Annotated in this window: 17 protein-coding genes and 1 tRNA gene; 3 read left to right on the top strand and 15 right to left on the bottom strand. The window is 63.6% G+C overall.

The window, feature by feature from the left end; translation table 11 throughout:
- Nucleotides 1–11: 11 nt before the first annotated feature.
- From clpP to ABD704_RS00695, 6 genes are all read right to left on the bottom strand, one after another.
- Nucleotides 12–668 carry an ATP-dependent Clp endopeptidase proteolytic subunit ClpP gene (clpP, locus tag ABD704_RS00720; protein WP_344697778.1) on the bottom strand — a complete coding sequence of 219 codons (657 nt, stop codon included), beginning with the start codon at nucleotides 666–668 and terminating at the stop codon, nucleotides 12–14.
- 173 nt (nucleotides 669–841) lie between these two features.
- Nucleotides 842–3709 (bottom strand): TonB-dependent receptor domain-containing protein, encoded by a 2868-nt coding sequence (locus ABD704_RS00715; protein ID WP_344697777.1) that lies wholly within the window; start codon nucleotides 3707–3709, stop codon nucleotides 842–844.
- Nucleotides 3710–3841: 132 nt separating this feature from the next.
- On the bottom strand, nucleotides 3842–4780 hold the full coding sequence (locus ABD704_RS00710; protein ID WP_344697776.1) for a glycosyltransferase family 2 protein: 939 nt from the start codon (nucleotides 4778–4780) through the stop codon (nucleotides 3842–3844).
- 58 nt (nucleotides 4781–4838) lie between these two features.
- Nucleotides 4839–5777, bottom strand: coding sequence for a cupin domain-containing protein (locus ABD704_RS00705; protein WP_344697775.1), 939 nt, complete (start codon nucleotides 5775–5777; stop codon nucleotides 4839–4841).
- A complete protein-coding gene (gene tig, locus ABD704_RS00700; protein ID WP_344700444.1) occupies nucleotides 5774–7363 on the bottom strand; it encodes a trigger factor in 1590 nt (529 codons plus the stop codon). The genes ABD704_RS00705 and tig overlap by 4 nt, the downstream gene beginning before the upstream one ends.
- A gap of 104 nt (nucleotides 7364–7467) precedes the next feature.
- Nucleotides 7468–7552, bottom strand: a tRNA-Leu gene (locus tag ABD704_RS00695).
- Nucleotides 7553–7863: 311 nt separating this feature from the next.
- Between ABD704_RS00695 and ABD704_RS00690 the strand changes: the two genes are divergently transcribed.
- Together ABD704_RS00690 and ABD704_RS00685 are read left to right on the top strand one after the other, a co-directional pair.
- The gene (locus tag ABD704_RS00690) at nucleotides 7864–8514 is read left to right on the top strand and encodes a helix-turn-helix domain-containing protein (RefSeq protein ID WP_344697774.1); all 651 of its coding nucleotides are present in this window, start codon (nucleotides 7864–7866) and stop codon (nucleotides 8512–8514) included.
- Between the two features lie 394 nt (nucleotides 8515–8908).
- On the top strand, nucleotides 8909–9088 hold the full coding sequence (locus ABD704_RS00685; protein ID WP_344697773.1) for a hypothetical protein: 180 nt from the start codon (nucleotides 8909–8911) through the stop codon (nucleotides 9086–9088).
- On the opposite strand, the gene ABD704_RS00680 is transcribed toward ABD704_RS00685, so the two are convergent.
- The 7 genes from ABD704_RS00680 to gatC all read right to left on the bottom strand — a co-directional run bounded on the left by ABD704_RS00680 (nucleotide 9085) and on the right by gatC (nucleotide 16742).
- On the bottom strand, nucleotides 9085–9702 hold the full coding sequence (locus tag ABD704_RS00680; protein WP_344697772.1) for a hypothetical protein: 618 nt from the start codon (nucleotides 9700–9702) through the stop codon (nucleotides 9085–9087). The two genes, ABD704_RS00685 and ABD704_RS00680, sit on opposite strands and share 4 nt — an antisense overlap.
- A gap of 11 nt (nucleotides 9703–9713) precedes the next feature.
- Nucleotides 9714–10919, bottom strand: coding sequence for a M48 family metalloprotease (locus ABD704_RS00675; protein WP_344697771.1), 1206 nt, complete (start codon nucleotides 10917–10919; stop codon nucleotides 9714–9716).
- 17 nt (nucleotides 10920–10936) lie between these two features.
- The gene (locus ABD704_RS00670; protein WP_344697770.1) at nucleotides 10937–11725 is read right to left on the bottom strand and encodes a hypothetical protein; all 789 of its coding nucleotides are present in this window, start codon (nucleotides 11723–11725) and stop codon (nucleotides 10937–10939) included.
- Between the two features lie 103 nt (nucleotides 11726–11828).
- Nucleotides 11829–13472: an alkaline phosphatase family protein gene (locus ABD704_RS00665; protein ID WP_344697769.1), complete on the bottom strand. Its 1644-nt coding sequence runs from the start codon at nucleotides 13470–13472 to the stop codon at nucleotides 11829–11831.
- Nucleotides 13473–13504: 32 nt separating this feature from the next.
- On the bottom strand, nucleotides 13505–14983 hold the full coding sequence (gatB, locus tag ABD704_RS00660) for an Asp-tRNA(Asn)/Glu-tRNA(Gln) amidotransferase subunit GatB (RefSeq protein ID WP_344697768.1): 1479 nt from the start codon (nucleotides 14981–14983) through the stop codon (nucleotides 13505–13507).
- A gap of 2 nt (nucleotides 14984–14985) precedes the next feature.
- A complete protein-coding gene (gene gatA / locus ABD704_RS00655) occupies nucleotides 14986–16458 on the bottom strand; it encodes an Asp-tRNA(Asn)/Glu-tRNA(Gln) amidotransferase subunit GatA (RefSeq protein ID WP_344697767.1) in 1473 nt (490 codons plus the stop codon).
- Complete coding sequence (gatC, locus tag ABD704_RS00650; protein WP_344697766.1) at nucleotides 16455–16742, bottom strand: Asp-tRNA(Asn)/Glu-tRNA(Gln) amidotransferase subunit GatC; 288 nt, start codon at nucleotides 16740–16742, stop codon at nucleotides 16455–16457. Before gatC ends, gatA begins: the two co-directional genes overlap by 4 nt.
- A 338-nt stretch (nucleotides 16743–17080) precedes the next feature.
- Here gatC and ABD704_RS00645 point away from each other — a divergent pair, with 338 nt between their 5' ends.
- Nucleotides 17081–17599 (top strand): DUF4402 domain-containing protein, encoded by a 519-nt coding sequence (locus ABD704_RS00645; RefSeq protein WP_344697765.1) that lies wholly within the window; start codon nucleotides 17081–17083, stop codon nucleotides 17597–17599.
- A 60-nt stretch (nucleotides 17600–17659) separates the two neighbouring features.
- Here the strand turns inward: ABD704_RS00645 and ABD704_RS00640 are convergent, their stop codons facing one another.
- Together ABD704_RS00640 and msrB are read right to left on the bottom strand one after the other, a co-directional pair.
- Nucleotides 17660–18244 carry a PilZ domain-containing protein gene (locus tag ABD704_RS00640; protein ID WP_344697764.1) on the bottom strand — a complete coding sequence of 195 codons (585 nt, stop codon included), beginning with the start codon at nucleotides 18242–18244 and terminating at the stop codon, nucleotides 17660–17662.
- A 118-nt stretch (nucleotides 18245–18362) separates the two neighbouring features.
- On the bottom strand, nucleotides 18363–18851 hold the full coding sequence (msrB, locus tag ABD704_RS00635) for a peptide-methionine (R)-S-oxide reductase MsrB (protein ID WP_344697763.1): 489 nt from the start codon (nucleotides 18849–18851) through the stop codon (nucleotides 18363–18365).
- Between the last annotated feature and the right edge of the window lie 49 nt (nucleotides 18852–18900).

Below are 18900 nucleotides of genomic sequence, written 5' to 3'. Positions count from 1 at the left end.
TACCGATTGCTTTAGGCCGGGGTGACGTCTCCGGCCCCGGTGCCGGCATCCTCGCCCGCGTCGGGGCGCTTGTCGAAGACTTCGTCGATGAGGCCGAACGCCTTCGCCTCGTCCGCTTCGAGGAACTTGTCGCGGTCCATGGCCTTCTCGATGTCCTCGATCGATTGACCCGTATACTTGGCGTAGAGCTCGTTCAGGCGCTGGCGCATGCGCAGGATCTCGCGCGCCTGGATCTCGATGTCCGAGGCCATGCCCTGGGCGCCGCCCGACGGCTGGTGGACCATGATGCGGCTGTTGGTCAGCGCGACGCGCATGCCCGGCTCACCGGCGGCGAGCAGGAAGCTGCCCATCGACGCGGCCTGGCCGATGCAGACCGTGCTGATCTTCGGCCGGATGTATTGCATCGTGTCGTGGATCGCGAGCCCCGCGGTGACCACGCCGCCCGGGCTGTTGATGTACATGAAGATGTCCTTCTTCGGGTTTTCCGATTCAAGGAACAACAGCTGGGCGGTGACGAGCGAGGCCATGTGGTCCTCGACCGCGCCCGTGATGAAGACGATGCGTTCGCGCAGCAGCCGCGAATAGATGTCGAAGCTGCGCTCGCCCCGGTTGGATTGCTCGATAACGATGGGGACGAGCTGCGAAACGATGTCCTGATGGTCAATCACGGGAAGCGGATCCTTTGTTGCTTGTGGCACCTACATCGGCGCGAAAAGGGAAAGGTTCAAGGCGGCTAGGCTTCTATTGGCCGCCCCATCCGAGCCAACCGCGGGACGGCTAAAAGAGAAGGGCGGCCCGGAATGAACCGGACCGCCCCCTTCCGTGACGAACTGCTTCAGTCTCAGTACTTCACACCGATCCGAGCGTAGAAATAGCGGCCCGGAACATCGTACATCGTCGGATCCATGTTGTTCAGGTCGCAGGTGTTGCAACCCGGCGTCTTGATGTTGAACAGGTTGTTCGCACCGACGGCCGCGCTGATCCGGTCGCCCCAGAAGCGCGGTGACCAGCGGAGCTGAAGATCGGTGTACATACGGTCGCCCATCACGTGCTGGTCAGCTTCGAGAAGGTGCGAGACGTAGCGCCCGGTGACCGTCGCGCCGAACTCGTCGGTGTCCCAATCGAGAGCGACAATCGACTTCCACTTCGGGAAGCCCTGCGACGGACTACCTTGCTCCGTGCCGAGGCGATCGATCAGCTGCGTGCCGCCCTGGATCGGCACGACGACATCAAATTTCTCGAGCCACGTGTTGTTCCAGGTGAAGCCGAAGGTGCCGAAGCGGTTCTTCGGGAAGCGGTAAGCAACGTTGAGGTCGTTACCCTTGGTGCTGATCGACGCGATATTCTGTAACAGGCCAACCACCTGGGTGAGCTGGCCGCTGGGCGAAGCGCGGCTGACCAGAGCGCAAGCAGTCGGGTCGTTCAACACGACGCAATTCGTCAGCGTGACGTTGGCGTCAACCGACTGAATCGCACCGTTTATCTTGATGTTGTAGTGGTTGTACTCGATCGAGAGACCCGGGAACGCGGCCGGGCTCAGCACGCCGCCGAATACCCAGCTCTTCGATGTTTCCGGCTTGAGGTTCTCGTTGCCACCGACTAGCACCGAGATCTGCGGGTTTGCCTGCTGATAGGTGCCGCCGGCCGGAACGCCGGCCGCGATGCAGTTCGCGCGCACGGTCGGGTCGTTGAGGAACGTACGCGGCGCAGTGCTGTCGTTCGAGCAGGGATCACTGATCGCCTGGTCGAAGCGTGACTGGCTTCCGAACAATTCGCCGATCGACGGGGCGCGGAAACCTTCGGCGTACGAGCCGCGCAGGCGGAGCACCTTGACCGGCTTCCAGTTCACCCCCCCCTTGAAGGTCGTGGTCGAACCCGAGGTCGAATAGTCGGAGATGCGCGCTGCCGCGTTAAGCTCGAGGAGCTCGGCTCCCGGCAGGTTGGAGAGCAGCGGCGCATTGATCTCCGCGTAGGCCTCCTTGACGTTGTACTTGCCGCCGGTCGGCTGCGCCGGAATGTCAGAGCTAAAGCCGGCCGCAACGATCGGATCCGGAGTGAAGCTGCCGCTCAGGTCACGATATTCGACGCCGAGCGCGAGACCGAGGGGACCGCCCGGCAACTCGAACAGCTTACCCGACAGGTTGCCCGTGAAGTCCCAGGTCTTCTGCTTGCTCTTGTCGTGCTGAACGAACGTCACATAGTCCATCATCGACTGCGTGATGGACCCAGCGCCGCCGAAGAAGTTGAATGGCACGCAGCCCGCGGTTGCGGCGCACGTGGCTACAGGACCCAAAGCAATCCGCAGATTGTTCGAGTTGATGTTGCCGTACATCGTCTGCTTGGCTTTGTTCTGGCCGTAGATGCCGTTGATGTCCCAGTACCAATCTTGGTTCAGCAGGCTGAACCGGCCATCGAGCGTCGCAACGCCATAGGCAGTGTCGACGGTCTGGTAGAATCGGCGCGGGCCGCCTTCGACGAAGCGACGAAGGATGAAGTCGAAGTTGCTCGAATCGAGCGTCACGCCAAACGGATTGTAGGGGTTGCTGGCGTCGATCGTCGTGTTGTCGAGGACCGGGGTAATGCCGGCGGCGACACCGATGCCGAATGGCAGCGGGGCGGCCTGGTTCGACGACTTGCGCCGGTTCCAGATGCCCTTGGCGGAGAAGTGAATGTCCGCCGACAGGTCATACTTCAGATTGGCAAACACACCGAACCGCTCCAGCGGAATCTGGAGATAGTTGTAGGGCGCGAAGTTGAAGCGATCGGCCGGGCTGTTAAAGTCGCGGAAATTCCCGATCGTCGGAGTGCTGGTCGGTGCGCTGATCAGCGTTTCGTCGTCGCCATTGGGGAAGATCGCACCGGTATAGCGGCCGTTCGGCAGGAAGCTGGAGCAGCCGCCCGCAAAGCAGCTCGTCGCATAGGGCGCGGGGAAAGCGGAGATCGCGCGATCGCCTGCCGAGACGCCCTTCTGCTTCACATAGTTGCCGCCGACGACGACCTGTAGCGGTCCGCTGCTGCCGTTGCCCCAGCTCAGCTGGTAATTCTGGGTGAAGCCGTCGCCTTCCTGCCAGTAGCCGCTCGCCTGGGCGCTTCCGATGAAGCCCTTCTGGCGGTGCTTGGTGATGATGTTGACGACGCCCGCAATGGCGTCGGAGCCGTAAATCGCCGACGCGCCGTCCTGCAGCACTTCGACGCGCTCGATCGCGCTCTCCGGGATGGAGTTGAGATCGGTCGAACCCGGGACGCCGGAGGCCGAAGCGCCGTTCACGTAGCGAAGGCCATCGACCAGCACGAGAACGCGGCGCGAGCCGAGATAGCGGAGGTCGACTTCGGCGGCACCGGCGCCGACGCCGCCGCCGTCAGGCGGATTGCCGAGGTTGCCGGAGTTGTTGAACTTGCTGTTGAGACCGCCGCCGGAGCTCGGCAGGCGCTGAAGGACGTCGTTGACGGAGTTGAGGCCGGTCTTGGCGATATCGGCCTGGTCGATGAAGACGCGCGGAGCGTCGAGATCGAGCGGATTGCGGCGGATGCGCGAACCGGTGATGACGATATCGCCTTCGGAGGGAGCGGCGGCAGCCGGTCCGGCTGGCGACGCCTGTCCGGTTGCAACGTCGGGCGGCGGAAGCGTGCTTTGCGCCTGGGCCTCAGTAGTTGCGGTAGCCAGAGCAGCAAATGCCACGCTGGCGCGAAGGATCGTGGTCCGCTTCATATTTCCCCCGTGTTGCGCCCGGCCCCCTGCCGGGTCTCACATCGAAGGCGCGAAGCTAACTGACCTTACAGGGCGCAGGAAGGCCGGATTGTCACGCAGCCGACACAATTGCGCGGCGGTGATGCAGGAAAGTTACACCCGGTTCGGGGCTGCCAACGACAGGTAAGCGAGCCTCCGCACTTCCCTTCGTCCCCTCGTCACGGTGTCGAGGATGAGCCCGGCGAAGAAACAGAGCACCGCAATCACCGTCATTCCGGTGACCAGGATGGCAGTCGGGAGGCGCGGGACCAGTCCGGTGTGTAAATATGTCACGATCAGCGGGATCGCGAGCATGATGGCCACGGCCAGCAACAAGGCGCCGATCGAGCCGTAGAAAAGCACCGGCCGCTCAACCCGGTAGAGGGTCGAGATCGTGCGCAGGATCCGCCATCCGTCCGAGAAGGTGGACAGCTTCGAGTGCGATCCCTCGAGCCGCGCTCCGTAGTTGGTCTCGATCTCGCCCACCGGCATCCGCAGTTCGAGCGCATGGACGCTCATCTCGGTTTCGATTTCGAAACCCGACGAGAGCACAGGAAAGCTCTTCACGAACCGGCGCGAGAAGACGCGATAACCAGAGAAGATATCGCTGAAGCTGCGGCCGAACAGACCGGCCAGGATGCCGGTGAAGAGCTTGTTTCCAAGCACGTGGCCGCCGCGATAGGCTTCTTTCTCCTCGTGCTTGCGGGTTCCGACGATCATGTCGAGCTGGTCTGCCAGGAGAAGATCGACCATCGCCGGTGCAGCCTTCGGGTCGTAAGTGAGGTCACCGTCGGCCATGACGTAAACGTCGGCGTCGATGTCGGCGAACATGCGACGGACAACATTGCCCTTGCCCTGCTGGCGCTCGGTTCGGACGACCGCGCCGGCTTCCGCCGCGATCTCGCGAGTTCGGTCACGGCTGTTGTTGTCATAGACGTAGACGGTCGCACCGGGCAGTGCTTCGCGGAAGCCGCGGACGGTCTGACCGATCGCCGCTTCCTCATTGTAGCAGGGCAGCAGCACGGCGATGCGCGGTTCGTCCGGACGGTCCAATCAATCCCCCTCAGTCTCGTGTGGCGGCTATAGAGGCGTTTGAACCGTCAAGGGAATATCAGCCGAGGCGGCTTGTCGTTACGCGAAGAAGGCGGAAGTCGCCCGCCATTTCGCGCAGGCTCCAGTTGTCGGTCGGCGGAATGACAAAAGCGTCGGCGGGGCCGATCTGGCGCGACCCGCCATGCGTCAGCTCGGCGGAACCTTCCAGGACGAAGCCGAAAACCAGCTCGCCGTCGTGTGCAGCAAAGTCGATGGTCGATGCATCGCCTGGCCGAATGACGCGTGCGTCGGCGATTCCTCCGGTCGCAAGGGCCAAGCCCGACTCCTTGGCTTCGACGCCGTGGAATGCGGTCCACGGCGTCTCTTTCGCCACGTGGCGGAGAAAGTGCTGACCGGAAAAATCACGCCCGGCGTTCACCGCGCCATTGGGAAGGCTCATCTCGTGGTCGGCGAAGGTCGCGTGCAAAGCCGGTGCCGCGAACTCGATGACTTCCAGGCCGGGCGAGCTCTCGAGCACCTGGTGACGGATGCCTGGCGGCTGCAGAACCAGATCGCCGGCTGAAAGCACGAAGGGCTCCCCCTGGTCTTCATAGACGACGCGAACCCAACCGCTGGCGACGAAGAGCGCCTGTACCGCGATGCGGTGGAAGTGGACCCAGTCGGCGACCGGCCCGCCTTCCCGGATGGAGATGTGAGACGCGATGTAGCGCCCGCCCAAGCGCGACGGGATCAGGTCGCGATAGAGCATCCCGGCGCGTCCGACCCCTGACCCTCCGCCGGCAGGCGTGAAGACGAACGCGGGTTCGAACGGCGGGAGTTCGCTGATCGGCGCTGGCGCCCCGGGCTTGCTGGTCAGCCGAACGCAGGCGCCGTCCTTAGAAAGAACGGCGCCATACGGTTCGTCGGCAGGATAGATGCAGTCGAGCCTCAGTCCCGCGCCGCGCAGCAGATCCAGCGCGGCGTCGAAATCGGAACAGGCGAGCTCGATCTCGCTCAACCCTTCTTGGTGGCCTTCTTCGCCGGCACCTTCTTGGCGGCGGGCTTGGCCTCGGCTTTGGCTTCCGGAGCCTTGCTTCCGGCGCCGTCCTTCACCGGCTTGGCCGGCTTCGGCTTCGCGCCCTTGCTTTCGACCGGGCCCTTGGCTGGCTCTTCGGCAACAGCGGCTCCCCCCTTGGCCTTCTTCGGCGCAGCCTTCTTGGCCTTCGGCTTCTCGTGGCTGTGGTCGTGACCGCAGCCCGGACCGTGGATATGCCCTTCTTCGCTTTCGAGATCGGCTTCGATCTGTTCGCGCGTGGACCTACGGTCCGTCACGTCGGCCTTCGAGAACAGGAAGTCGACGACCTTGTCCTCGTAGAGCGGCGCGCGCAGCTGAGCCGCGAACATCGGTTCCTGCTGAACGAGCTGGAGGAAGCGCTCGCGCTGCTCACCCTGATACTGCTGGGCAGCCTGGACGATGAGGTTGCGCATTTCCTGCTCGCTGACCTCGACGCCGTTGGCGCCGCCGATCTCCGACAGTAGCAGGCCGAGGCGCACGCGGCGCTCGGCGATGCGGCGATACTCGGCCGCATCCTTTTCGATCTCAGCCAGCGCGGCCTTCTCGTCTTCCTCATGGCTCGCCTCGTGGCGAAGCTGGTTGAGGATGTTCTCATGCTCGGCATCGACCATCGACTGCGGCACTTCGAAATCGTGACGCTCGGCAAGCTGGTCGAGGAGCTGGCGCTTCATGTGGGTCCGGGTGAGGCCGTTGAGCTCCTGCTCCTGCTGGCCGCGGATGAGGCCCGTCAGCTGCTCAAGGCTCTGGAGGCCGAGCGCCTTTGCGAAGTCGTCGTCCACCTTGGTTTCGCCGGCCGTCTTCACACCCTTCACCGTGACGGCGAACACCGCCGCCTTTCCGGCCAGGTCAGCGACCGGGTAATCGTCGGGGAAGGTCACCTTGACCTCGCGGGTATCGCCGGCCTTGGCGCCGGTCAGCTGCTCTTCGAAGCCAGGGATCAGCCGGCCCGAGCCGAGCTCGACCGACATGTCCTCGCCCTTGCCGCCCTCGAACGGCTTGCCGTCGACTCCGCCCTCGAAGTCCATGACGACGAGGTCGCCGGTCGCGGCAGCATGCTTCTTCGGGGCGTCTTCCCAGCTCTTGTTCGCGCCGGCGAGCTGCTTGATCTGCTCGTCGACCGCGGAATCGTCAACGTCGACCGTCAGACGCTCGATCTTGAGACCGTCGATTTGCGCAGCGGGCACATCGGGAAGCGCCTCGAGGCTGACGCGAATCTCGGCGTCCTTACCGGGCTCGTAGCCCTCGTCGAGCTCGACCTGCGGCTGAAGCGCCGGGCGAATGTTCTGCTCGGCGAGAAGCTGCTGAACTCCCTCCTGGACCGCACTGTTGAGCGCGTCGCCACGCAGGCTGTCGCCATGCATCTTGCGGATGAGGTTCGGCGGCACCTTGCCGGGACGGAAGCCGGGCATACGCACCTGCGGCGCAATCCGCTTCACTTCCTGATCGACCTTCGCCTCGATGTCCTTGGCGGGGATGGTCAGCATGAAGGCGCGCTTGAGGCCCTCGTTTTCGGTCTCGACGGTCTTGATGGTCACGTTTCTAAAGTCCCGATATGAATTCTGTCGCTGGGGGCTGCCCCTGGGGACTGCCGGTTCCGTGCAAGCCTGTCGCTTTGACAGGCCGTCAGCAGAAATGGTGCGCGCGAAGGGACTCGAACCCCCACATCTTTCGATACTGGAACCTAAATCCAGCGCGTCTACCAATTCCGCCACGCGCGCGGTGTTGCGGTGCCTCCTAAACGGTGGTCACTAACTCGTAAAGGCGCCCTTTACCCCCCCCGGGGGGGACATGGAAACCGTTCAATCACAACAGTTTAGTTCAAGTTGTACCCCCCCGATACGCCAATTCGGTGATCGAAAGTTTTCTGTCTGGGATTTAGTCACTGTCGCGCGGCACGTTGAAACTCCATGACTATCAATGATTTAGCGCCCTCCTGCCCGCCTCAGTGGCTAGGGAGCTTTCGAACGCCAAGAGGCGAGACTATCCGCCACCACTTGATGCCCGAGCTGCGCTGCGGCAATCATTCTGCATGCTGACGACGAGCGAACTGCTGTTCCGACTTCGCGAACGAGGCGTTCGGAACATCGAGATCGCAAGGGCTCTCAACTTAGCGGACAGCCGCGTCGTGGAGCTCTACGCGGGCAAGCGCTCGCTTAAACTCGACGAGGCTGCTTGCTTAGTCGAGACGTTCGGGCTTGAGGACGATCCACCCGCTGCGCGAACTGCCGTTCGCTTGTCTGACCGCGTCGCCGCCAACATCCAGCGGCTGCGGGAGGCGTCGGGTCTATCTCGTCCACAGCTCGCCGAACGATGCCGACCGACGACCTCGCCGCAGCAGATTGAAAGACTAGAAAAGGGTGAGCGTCGCATGTCACTCGACTGGCTTGAGCGCATCGCTCACGCACTGAATGTCGACCCTATGGAGCTGGTCACCGGAACCCCGACCGACTGGAGCGGGCTTAGCCGCGAGGTGGCAACCGAGGTCGCACTGGCTTTGGGCGTTATCGGATCCGGACGGGGTCGACCCGAAGAGGCGACTGTAAATCGGTTCCGATTAGTCTTGAGTGGTTTAGCCGACCTGTTCTCTCGACATCCGGAAGCCTGTCACAACATCGAGGTCGCTCGCCCCGCGATTGACCTACTCACTCGCCAAAACGAGCAAGCAAACGGAGGCAGTTGATGGCAGCTTTCCACCCATTCCTGCCACTAGGCCAACATGGACAAGAGTGCATTCGCTCGCTCTAGGCGCACTGGATTAGATTTCCAGTTCCGCACAGCCCCTATGATTTGATCGGCAAAATCTGGCGAAAATGGGGGATTTTTTGCTACCCCCCCACCGTATCCAGCGCGCCCCCGGAACGTCATTCTCAATTTGTGTGAGAAATGGCGGAAATTCCACGTTTTGAGACACTCCCGATGTGTCAAATGTCCCAGTTCGTACACTTGTACCTAAATCCAGCGCGTCTACCAGTTCCGCCACGCGCGCGGCCCAAGAAGGCGCCGCCTATAGCAAGGATGGCCCGCCGGGCAACCCGCAGCGGCCCGCCGCGTTGCATTCGGTAAGGAGATAACTAATGCAACAGCTTCCGCCGTTTCCCGAAACACCGCCGCAGACGCCCGTCGAGCCAAGTCAGCCAGGCCAACCGACCGAGCCACCGCCCGAAACGCCGCCGCAGGGACCGGACATCGATGTGCCCACGCCTCCGTCGCCAGGCACGACCCCGTCGCCGGGACCGATTTCGCCAGTCGGCTAACCGTTGCGCTGTGCCGAGGCGACAATCGATTCGAAGTCGGGAAGCGTCGCATCGTAATAATGTGAGCGCGCCGCATCCATGAGGATGAGGTAGAGCTTGCCATCGATGACGGCGCCGACCGCCCTCCCCTTGCGCCATAGCTCGTCCGTGTCGAGATGCTCATAATCCCACTGAAAGCCATTGGCGCCTAGGAACAAGCGTGGCTGAAGCGACAGCGTGTTGAGCTGAACCGCGCCGCCCTTCACGCGATATAGGCTTTCGAGCATCGCCGTAATCTCCGGCGGGGTCATGTCGGACCGGAACCGCGGCACCTGCTGGTCGGCGCTGTGCCGCTGACGGACCAGCTCGCGATTGTTCTTCATGCCGCTGACGAAGCTGATCCCGTCCAGGATCGGGCCGTTGAGCGTCCAGTCCTCAACGTCCGAGACATCGGAGAAAAGGATCCGCCGGTGGCGGTTGTAATAGCGCGGTGCGACGACGGTCATCTGCCCATCGCCGACACGGACGCGCTCGACGCGGACAAGGCCATAGGAGCTAAAGCCATATTCGCCGGACCCGAGACTGGAGCAGCCGGACAGGGCAACTGCCGCGGAGAGGACTACCGGAAATCGCATCGACGTCTGTCTCATCCGGCCATCTGCCGAACCCAGGCGGCATCGGGCGCATCGGGCTTCATGGTGAGGTAGCGGGCAAAGGCCGCCTTCGCCTCCGTGGTGCGGCCCTGCTTCATCAGCGAGATGCCATGCCAGCGCCACGCATCGGCGGGAGCGTCGGGATAAACGACGGCCACTGCATAGCTCTGGCTCGCGCGGAGCTGATCGCCCGGCCGATTACGCAGCCGCCACACTTCGCCCTCGTAGAAGCGCAGCAGGCCATTCCATCCATCCTGCGCGAGCGTCTCGATCAAATACTGGCTGCCGCCCGGATCATTGAGCTTGACCTGATCATCGAGGAGCATCGGCCGGATTCCATTGATCATCGACAGATAACGCACCCGCCCGGCGTCATAGGCGTTGCCGGGCACCGTCAGCTCGGCGGCGTCGGCTCGCAGGTCGACTAGGCGTGAGCCCTCCGACGGGTGCGTGTCGAACAGAGAGCCGCGGCGGCGGTTCTTTCCGCGATAACGGGCCGTTGCAGTCTCCTCGCCGATCAACTGCTCCCAGATGCTCGCCATTTCCATCGGCGGGTAGCCCGTCTCGGCGATGAGCTTGGCGCCCATGGCATCGGCTTCGGCCTCCATCGCCCGGCTGTACCGGAACAGCGACAGCAGGGTGCCGAGTTGGGCCAGCTGGACATAGTCGCCAAGATAGACGCCCGCCCCCGCTCCACCGACACCCGCGAGCATCGCGCCAACCGCGAAGATGTCAGTCTTGCGCTTCTGGTCGCGCCAGGAACGGATCATGTGGCGGCGGAGGAAATGGCCGGACTCATGGGCGATGACGCCGGCAAGCTGCGCCTCGTTGCGCATCCTCAGCAACAAGCCAGTGAAGACGACCGCGAAGCCGCTCGGGAACATCATCGCGTTGAAGTCGGGAATGTGCGCCAGATAGATGCGGAAGTCCTGCGCCGCCGGTCCCCCGACCGTTCCGATCAGGTGCTTCAGATATCCGGTTAGCCGGGGATCCTGGATGAGGAGGTTCGACCCCGCGATCTCCTCCTCCGCGCGATCCATCTCCTTCCACAGACCCATTTCGTCGCGCTCGGTCGGCTTGAATCCGGGCCCAACCAATGCGGCCATATCCTGCGGGCGGATGCGCGCACTAGCGACGCCGGCGTGAAGCAATGCGGCGATCGCAGCGCCGCCACCGAGCATCGAGCGCCGCGAGATCATGGCGCAGCACAGGCACATCAGCGTGATTCTTTCGGCGATGAGGGGCGGCGGACTGCGTCGCCGGGCCGCATCCGGCCAAGCAGCCGTTCGACCATCTGCGTCGCTCCCTGCGGCGTGCGAAGGTCGCCGAATTTGATGCCGGGCGCCTGGCTGCTGGCGATGACGACGTTGAACCACACGACCTCGCCGGTCCTGAGATCCACCAACGAGGCGTAGTCGAGCTGCTCTGCGCCCCCCACGTTGGGCGCGCAAAACCCGACGACGCAGCCGGCAAGGCCGATCACGCCAAGCGCAATCCTGCCGCCCGAAGCGACCTGGTCCTCCGCATGCATGAAAAGGGCGTAGTCGTAGCCGGTCTTCTGCCCCAGCCTGACCGCATCCTGCCCGAGCGTCCAGTCGAGTCCCTTGCCCCGCTTGGTCGGGAGGTAGTCGCCCAGATATTTGTGAACGACGATCGATTCCGCGACCGCGCCGTTCAGCCGCTCGACGTCAGCGAGCTCCTGCGGCGTCACGCCCGGTAGTTCGGTGCGGCGCTCGATGATCGTGACCTTGCCGCCGTGGCTGGCCTGCTGCGCCTTCAGCGCATCGACGATGCTGGCGCGGGCCTGGTCGGTCCAGTCGGCCCGCGGCTCGACCATCCCGCCGGTGGTCAGCGAGCCGACGGTAACGTCGGGGCGAAGGACGAGAAGCTTGTAGTCACCCTGCGGAGGCGTGAACTGGAGGTCGGCATATTGCTTGGTCTGCACGCAAGCGCTGGTCGCGAAACTCGCTGCTAGGACGGCTGCGACGGCAGGCTTCCAATCCATCGTTCCCCTCCGAGGGGTGCGCACGCATGCCGCCCCTACGCATACATCGTGCGCTAGCATGCATTAAACACAGCTTAAAGAAAAGCGCTGCGATTTTAGGTGTTTAGCGGGAGCCTCGTTCCGGTCGTGAGGCACTCGCCGCCGGGCAGGACGCAACACTGGCAACGCAAACGCCATCGACCGAGCCAGGCGCGATTGGGACGCCCATCCACGCGGCGAGCGTCGGCATGATGTCGACCGTGTCGACCGGCGCCTCCCCTCCTCCGGTCAATCCCTTGCGCCAGAAGATGACCGGCACCCGGCGGTCATAGTCCCACACACTGCCGTGCGTGGCGACGTATCGGCTGGTGTCCGCAATCGGCGTGATGTCGCGCTTGAGGACGACCAGGAAGTCGCCGGAGCGGCCGGGATAGTAGCTGGCCCGAAGCTTTTGCAGGATCGTCCAGTTCACCGGCGATCCCCTCGGCATGGGCGTCGCGGCGATCTGCTTCGCCGTATAGACCGCCTCGACCTGGGGATGCTTCCGGTATGCGGCGACGGCGGCGCCAAGGAGGCGCGTTTGCTGGCCAAGCGTCAGGCTCTTGTCGACCCAGAAGTCGCCGAACGAACCGGTTCCGAACAGCCCCGGGCCGCTAAGCCCCAGCTGCTTGACCAGCGTCGCGCCCATTGTCGCCGGACTAAGCGCCGGGTCGACTCGGCCGGCGTCCTTTACGCCGACGGTCTGCAGCCGCTCAGGCACGTCGAGCCCGCCATGATCCGCGGTTAGCGCAACGGCATAATCGATCCCGCGGCTTTCAAGCATCGCGAAGAAGTCGCCGAGCTCTCGATCGAGCTCGGTGAGCTGAAGGCACATCTCCTCGCCTTCGGTGCCATAGGTGTGGCCGACATAATCCGTTGCCGACAGGCTAACCGCCAGAATGTCGGGATCGGCGCCACGGCCGAGTTGCATTTCGTCGACCAACCCGGCTGCGAGCGCGAGCGTATCGCCATCCATTTCGGGCGAGGCGCGGAAGGCAGCCTGGTCGCCTGCCTTGCGGGCAAGACGGCCGGCGCCGACGGGCTTGCCGCCGCCCTGAATCGGAAGCTCTCGCGCTTTCGCCTGGCAAAATGATGTCGGCTCCAGCGGCGGACGATCCATAGCGAGACCGGCCGCGGCAAGCGCGTTCACCTTGCCGGCCACGAGCGGAACTGCCGCCGACTTGTTGTCCGTCGCGAACTTCTGGCCGGTCCAGTACCAGCGCTGGTCGACGACATGGCCTGACATCATCACGGCCGCCCGGTCCTTGCCCGACACAGCAACGCTGCGGGTGCCGGGACGCGCCTGCTTCATCAGCTCGCCGAGGGTCGGCACCATCAGGTGAATCGGCGAGACGGTGTAGGAGCTGGAACTGCTCCCCGGAGCCCGCTCGTCCTCCGCGCAATAGACGTCCTTGTCAGACCGCTGCACGGACTGGTCGATCCAGGTGTTGGAGACAATGCCGCTCCGCGCCGGATGAGCGCCGGTCAGGATCGTCGAATGGCCGGGACAGGTCTCGGTCGCCGCATGGCTTTGATAGCCGTTGTGGAACACCGCCCCCTGCGCGAGCTTCGCAAAGCCGCCCGTGAAATTCGTCCGGTATTCGTCCCAGAGGTTCGCGGAAAACTGGTCGACCGAGATGACGACGAGAAGCTTCGGCGGAGCCTGCGGCTGCGCGACAGAAGGAGCTGCAAAGAGCGCCGCAGCGGCGGCCAACAAAGAGATACGCATAGGCTCCGTCGCTTCTCCGCCTAAGCTTGTGGCTAGGAAAGCTTTGCCCGCAGCCGTTCGTTGACGACCTGCGGGTTGGCCTTGCCGGCCATGGCCTTCATCGTCTGGCCGACGAAGAAGCCGAAGAGCGCTTCCTTGCCTGCCTTGTACTGCTCAACCTTGTCAGCATTCGCGGCCAGGATCTTATCGATCTCGGCATCGATCGCTCCGGTGTCGCTGGTCTGCTTCAGGCCACGCTCTTCGACGATCTTCGACGGCGCTTCGCCGGTCTCCAGCATGATCTCGAACACCTGCTTGGCGATCGTTCCGCTGATCGTGCCATCGGCGACTAGTTTCAGGAGTTCGGCGGCTTCCTCAGGGGAGATCGGCGTGTCGACGATGCTTTCGCCACGGCGATTGAGCGCGCCGAACAGCTCGGCGACTACCCAGTTGGCCGCCTGCTTCGGCTCGGCGTCAGCGTCGAGCAGGCTGTCGAACCAGCGCGCCGTTTCAACCTCAGCAGTCAGTACGCTGGCATTGTAGGGCGTCAGGCCCACGCCCTCGTAACGCTTGCGCTTAGCGTCCGGCAGCTCGGGCAGGCTCGAACGGCATTCCTCCAGGAAAGCATCGTCGAGCTCGACCGGCAGCAGGTCGGGGTCCGGAAAATAACGGTAATCGTGGGCGTCTTCCTTGGAGCGCAGCGAGCGGGTTACGCCTTTGTCGGGATCGAACAGGCGGGTTTCCTGCGGCACGGTGCCGCCGCCTTCGATCAGCTTGACCTGGCGCTTCGCTTCGTGCTCGACGACGGCCATGACGAAGCGGACCGAGTTGACGTTCTTCGTCTCCGTGCGCGTGCCAAACTCTTCGCCGGGCTTGCGCACGCTGACGTTCACGTCGGCACGCATGGAGCCTTCTTCCATATTGCCGTCGCACGAGCCGACGTAGCGCAGGATGGCCCGGAGCTTTCGCAGGTAAGCGCCTGCCTCGGCGGGTGAACGCATGTCCGGACGAGAGACAATCTCCATCAACGCGACGCCGCTGCGGTTGAGGTCGACGTAGCTCATGGTCGGATGCTGGTCGTGCATCAGCTTGCCCGCGTCCTGTTCGACGTGGATGCGCTCGATGCCGATACGCTTGCCGCTGCTCTCGTCCTTGTCGTCGAGGAGGATCTCGACCTCGCCCTCGCCGACTATCGGGTGATAGAGTTGAGAGATTTGATAGCCCTGCGGCAGGTCGGCGTAGAAGTAGTTCTTCCTGTCGAAGCGGCTCCAGCGGTTGATCTTGGCGTCGAGCGCCATTCCCGTACGAACCGCCTGACGGAGGCACTCGCGGTTGGGGACGGGAAGCATGCCCGGCATCGCCGCGTCGACGAGGCTCACCTGCGTGTTCGGCTCGGCCCCGAAAGCCGTCGCGGCGCCGGAGAAAAGCTTGGAAGCGGTGGCGGTAATCTGCGCGTGGACTTCGAGGCCGATCACGACCTCCCAGTCGCCGGTTTCGCCCTTGATGCGGAAAGGTGCTGCTGCGTCTGCCATCACTACCACCACTTGTCCGGCTTCGCGGTGAAGCCCGCGCGTTCCTCGACCGCCAGCCCCGCGTTCAGCACCGTCTGCTCGTCCAGCTCGTTGCCAATGAGGTGCAGGCCAAGCGGGAGGCCCTGCCCGTCCAATCCACCGGGAACCGACATTGCCGGCAGTCCGGCGAGGCTCGCAGGCACGGCGAACACATCGTTGAGATACATCGCCAGCGGATCGGTTGTCTCGCCGATCCCGAAAGCGGCGGACGGCGCGGTCGGCGTTAGGATCACGTCGCACTGCTCGAACGCCTTGCGGAAATCCTGCTTGATCAGGGCGCGCACCTTCTGAGCCTTGGTAAAATAGGCGTCGTAGAAGCCGGCAGAGAGTACATACGTGCCGATCATGATGCGCCGCTTCACTTCCGCACCGAAACCCGCTGCGCGGGTCGCGGCGTACATGTCGTCGAGTGACTTCACGCCCTCGACGCGCAGGCCGTAGCGAACGCCGTCATAGCGGGCGAGGTTCGACGACGCCTCTGCCGGCGCAATGATGTAGTAGGTCGGAAGCGCATATTTCGTGTGCGGCAGGCTGATCTCGACCGGCGTCGCGCCGGCGTCCTTCAGCCATTCGATTCCGCGGTCCCAAAGGGCGTTGATCTCCGCCGGGACGCCGTCGATGCGATATTCCTTCGGGATGCCGACCCGCTTGCCGCGAAGATCGCTCGACAGGTTCGCCTCCCACTGCGGCACCTTCAGGTCGAGCGAGGTCGAATCCTTGGGGTCGAAGCCGGCCATCGCCTCGAGCAGGATCGCGCAATCGCGGACGGTCTTGGCCATCGGTCCCGCCTGGTCCAGCGAGCTTGCGAAGGCGACGACGCCCCAGCGCGAACAGCGGCCATAGGTGGGCTTGATGCCGCAAATGCCGACGAAGGCCGCCGGCTGGCGAATGGAGCCGCCGGTGTCGGTGCCGGTCACCCCTGGAGCAATGCCGGCCGCCACCGCAGCCGCCGAGCCACCCGACGAGCCGCCCGGCGTCAGGCCGACATTGCTGTCCTTCCGACGCCACGGGCTGATCACCGGACCATAAGCGCTGGTCTCGTTTGACGAGCCCATCGCGAACTCATCCATGTTGAGCTTGCCCAGCATGCCCGCGCCGGCCTTGCGCAAATTGGCGGTGACGGTGCTTTCGTAAGGCGGCCTGAACCCCTTGAGGATGTTGCTACCAGCCGTGGTGTCGACGCCGCGGGTCGCGAATAAATCCTTGATGCCCAGCGGGATCCCGGCAAGCAGCGGCAAATCGCCTGAACCTTTCGCCTTGTCGGCAGCGTCCGCGGCGGCGAGCGCGTCTTCCGGCGTCACGACCGTGTAGGCATTCAGCGCCTTCGACGCCGCTACGGCCGCGTTGAAGCTCTCGGCGATTTCCCGCGCGGTGAATTCACCGGCACGGAAGCCATCACGAAGCCCGGCGATCGTCCTTGAGGTCAGCTCGCTCACTCGATCACCTTGGGGACTGCAAAAAAGCCGTGCTGCGCCTCGGGCGCATTGGCGAGGACATCGCCACGGATGTTGCCGTCGTTCACGACATCGTCGCGAAGGCGCAGCTTTTGGTCGATCACCGCGGTCAGTGGCTCGACCCCGCCGGTGTCGACCTCGCCGAGCTGTTCGACCCAGCCGAGGATATTGTTGAGCTCCGGCAGCAGGCGCTCCAGCTCATCATCGCTCATCGCGATCCGGGCGAGCCGCGCGATGTGGCGGACCTGTTCATTCGTGACTGACATGGCTTTTCCATTTGGACGCATCGCACAGCGATGCTTGGGCGAGGCGGATAGCGGCGGCGCCCCAGGGCGGCAAGCGACTCAAACGTGGACAGCGAACGAGGGAAACGCGCGGTTAATCGGTCCCGTTTGCCGCAAGGCTCAATCGCGCTTTCAGAAAAGTGTCAAAGGATTGCGGTTACGATGACGGTAACCAACGGGCTTCTCCTCGGGAAAATGACACGCGCGGCGCTCAAAAAGGTTTGCGAAGAGGGTTAATTTGTCGCCAACCCTGTGTCTTCAATCTGTTTTGAAACCCTGATGCCATCTTGCCCTGGTCAATTGCTAAGTGGGGAATCAAGATGCGTTTTCATGTTAATCTGGCGGCTGCGGCTGCAACCCTTGTCGTCGCGACGCCGGCTCTTGCCGGTCCATACACAGTCACCGCCGACGCCAAGGGTACGGTGCTTCAGTCGCTGACGCTTGTGAACAAGGCTGATCTCGACTTCGGTACGGTTGCCCCGGACTTCCTCGTAACCGACACTGTTTCGGTCGATGCGGACAGCGGTGCTCGTACGACCGCCGCTAGCAAGGTGGTACTGCTTCCCGGCACGTTCAGCCGCGGCATCTTCGAGGGCGCCGGCACTCCGGGCAACACCGCGCAGATTTCGCTGTCTCAGCCGGCCGGCGGCGTGATTTCAAACGGCACGCAAACCCTTGCGGCCACCCTGAAGCTGGACGCCGTGTCGGCACAACCGACCGTCACGATTCCGGTCGGCGGCAAGTTCACCGTCTACGTCGGCGGCGACTTCGTCATCGGCGCGAATCAGGCGAGCGGCCTGTATGTCGGCCAGTTCGATGTGACCGCCAATTACCAGTAAGCTCAATTAGACCAGAGAATGAAGGCGGCTACGGAGCGATCCGTGGCCGCCTTCTTCTATTCAGGCTGAGGCGCCGAGCCGCGCTAACAGCAGGTCGAACACGGCCGGATAGATCGGCCGCACGAACTCGACCCCACCGAAGAAGCCGTCGATCCAGCGGACTTCGGCCTCGACAGGATCGAGACCGTCGAAGCCGATCCACAGCATCTCGCCGGCACGCGGGCGCTCGATAAACTCGACCTTGCAGCCCTTGGGCGAGACGTCGAACGTCCGGCCCTGGTATTTCTGCCGGCCCACGCGCCGAAGCTGGACCTCCGCCGCAAGCTCGATACGGTCGTATTTGCGCGGCGCTACTTCCCGCTCGAAGCTGGCGTCTGGGTTGAAGCTGAGCCCTGCCCTCCCGTCAGCGCACCAGCGCACGTAGGCATCGAGCGCTCCGAGCCGAACCACCGACAGCTTAAGCTTCGTGCCCGGCTCCAGGACCTCATCGGTCTTAACCTGGCATCCGTCGTAGGAGAGATCAGTCAGCGCTAACTCGAGCGTCGAGCCGTCCTCGAGCAGCGCGAAGCCAGCAAGATCGACGGCTCGCCGTGGCTCACGACGCGGCTCCGGTTGCGGTGGGGTCGGCACGGAACGCTTGGTCATCGTCCAGTCTTCCAAGGATGGAAGGCCCCCGCATCACGCCGTTTGCCTCTTCACACGATACTGCGATTGGGGAAGGTCTAACATAGGTTGGTGAAGAAACTCCAACCAGTATGACCGCTCACGCCGCGCGGAAACTCAGCGCCAATCCGTTCATGCAATAGCGAAGACCTGTCGGCCTCGGCCCGTCGTTGAACACGTGTCCAAGGTGACCGCCGCACCGCGAACAGAGCGTTTCGGTGCGCTCGAAGACGAGGCTCCGGTCGGCTCTCTCTTGGATGGACCCCGGCAACGCTTTCCAGAAACTCGGCCACCCGGTTCCGCTCTCGAACTTCGTCGCTGAGCTAAACAGCGGCTGGGAACAGCCGGCGCAGACGAACAGTCCCTTGCGATGCTCTTTCAACAGCGGGCTTGTGAAAGGCCGTTCGGTCCCTGCCTGCCGTAGCACGTAATAGCGCTGTGGACCGAGCATCCGCTTCCACTCGGCATCCGAATGCACAACCTTGAAGGTCGCAGCGTCCGATCGGCCGGGCATGCGCAGAAACGTTAGCCCCGCCACCGCCGCGCCCACTGCGCCAATCGCGGTACGGCGGTCGATCCTCTTTTCCATCCTCACAATCCTTTGTGACTTCAGCCGAGATACGCAGCGAAGTTCGGTT

Origin of the sequence: Sphingomonas limnosediminicola (assembly GCF_039537965.1) — a bacterium.
GTDB classification, from domain to species: domain Bacteria; phylum Pseudomonadota; class Alphaproteobacteria; order Sphingomonadales; family Sphingomonadaceae; genus Sphingomicrobium; species Sphingomicrobium limnosediminicola.
The sequence above is the reverse complement of the archived record's forward strand: the minus strand, read 5'-3'. Positions and strand labels throughout refer to the sequence as shown.

What these genes read in the sequence shown, in the direction of transcription:
- ABD704_RS00715 (WP_344697777.1), bottom strand. Translation starts at nt 3,709, where the DNA reads ATGAAGCGGACCACGATCCTTCGCGCCAGCGTGGCATTTGCTGCTCTG.
- ABD704_RS00690 (WP_344697774.1), top strand. Translation starts at nt 7,864, where the DNA reads ATGCTGACGACGAGCGAACTGCTGTTCCGACTTCGCGAACGAGGCGTT.
- ABD704_RS00685 (WP_344697773.1), top strand. Translation starts at nt 8,909, where the DNA reads ATGCAACAGCTTCCGCCGTTTCCCGAAACACCGCCGCAGACGCCCGTC.
- ABD704_RS00680 (WP_344697772.1), bottom strand. Translation starts at nt 9,702, where the DNA reads ATGCGATTTCCGGTAGTCCTCTCCGCGGCAGTTGCCCTGTCCGGCTGC.
- ABD704_RS00675 (WP_344697771.1), bottom strand. Translation starts at nt 10,919, where the DNA reads ATGATCTCGCGGCGCTCGATGCTCGGTGGCGGCGCTGCGATCGCCGCA.
- ABD704_RS00670 (WP_344697770.1), bottom strand. Translation starts at nt 11,725, where the DNA reads ATGGATTGGAAGCCTGCCGTCGCAGCCGTCCTAGCAGCGAGTTTCGCG.
- ABD704_RS00665 (WP_344697769.1), bottom strand. Translation starts at nt 13,472, where the DNA reads ATGCGTATCTCTTTGTTGGCCGCCGCTGCGGCGCTCTTTGCAGCTCCT.
- gatB (WP_344697768.1), bottom strand. Translation starts at nt 14,983, where the DNA reads ATGGCAGACGCAGCAGCACCTTTCCGCATCAAGGGCGAAACCGGCGAC.
- gatC (WP_344697766.1), bottom strand. Translation starts at nt 16,742, where the DNA reads ATGTCAGTCACGAATGAACAGGTCCGCCACATCGCGCGGCTCGCCCGG.
- ABD704_RS00645 (WP_344697765.1), top strand. Translation starts at nt 17,081, where the DNA reads ATGCGTTTTCATGTTAATCTGGCGGCTGCGGCTGCAACCCTTGTCGTC.
- ABD704_RS00640 (WP_344697764.1), bottom strand. Translation starts at nt 18,244, where the DNA reads ATGACCAAGCGTTCCGTGCCGACCCCACCGCAACCGGAGCCGCGTCGT.
- msrB (WP_344697763.1), bottom strand. Translation starts at nt 18,851, where the DNA reads ATGGAAAAGAGGATCGACCGCCGTACCGCGATTGGCGCAGTGGGCGCG.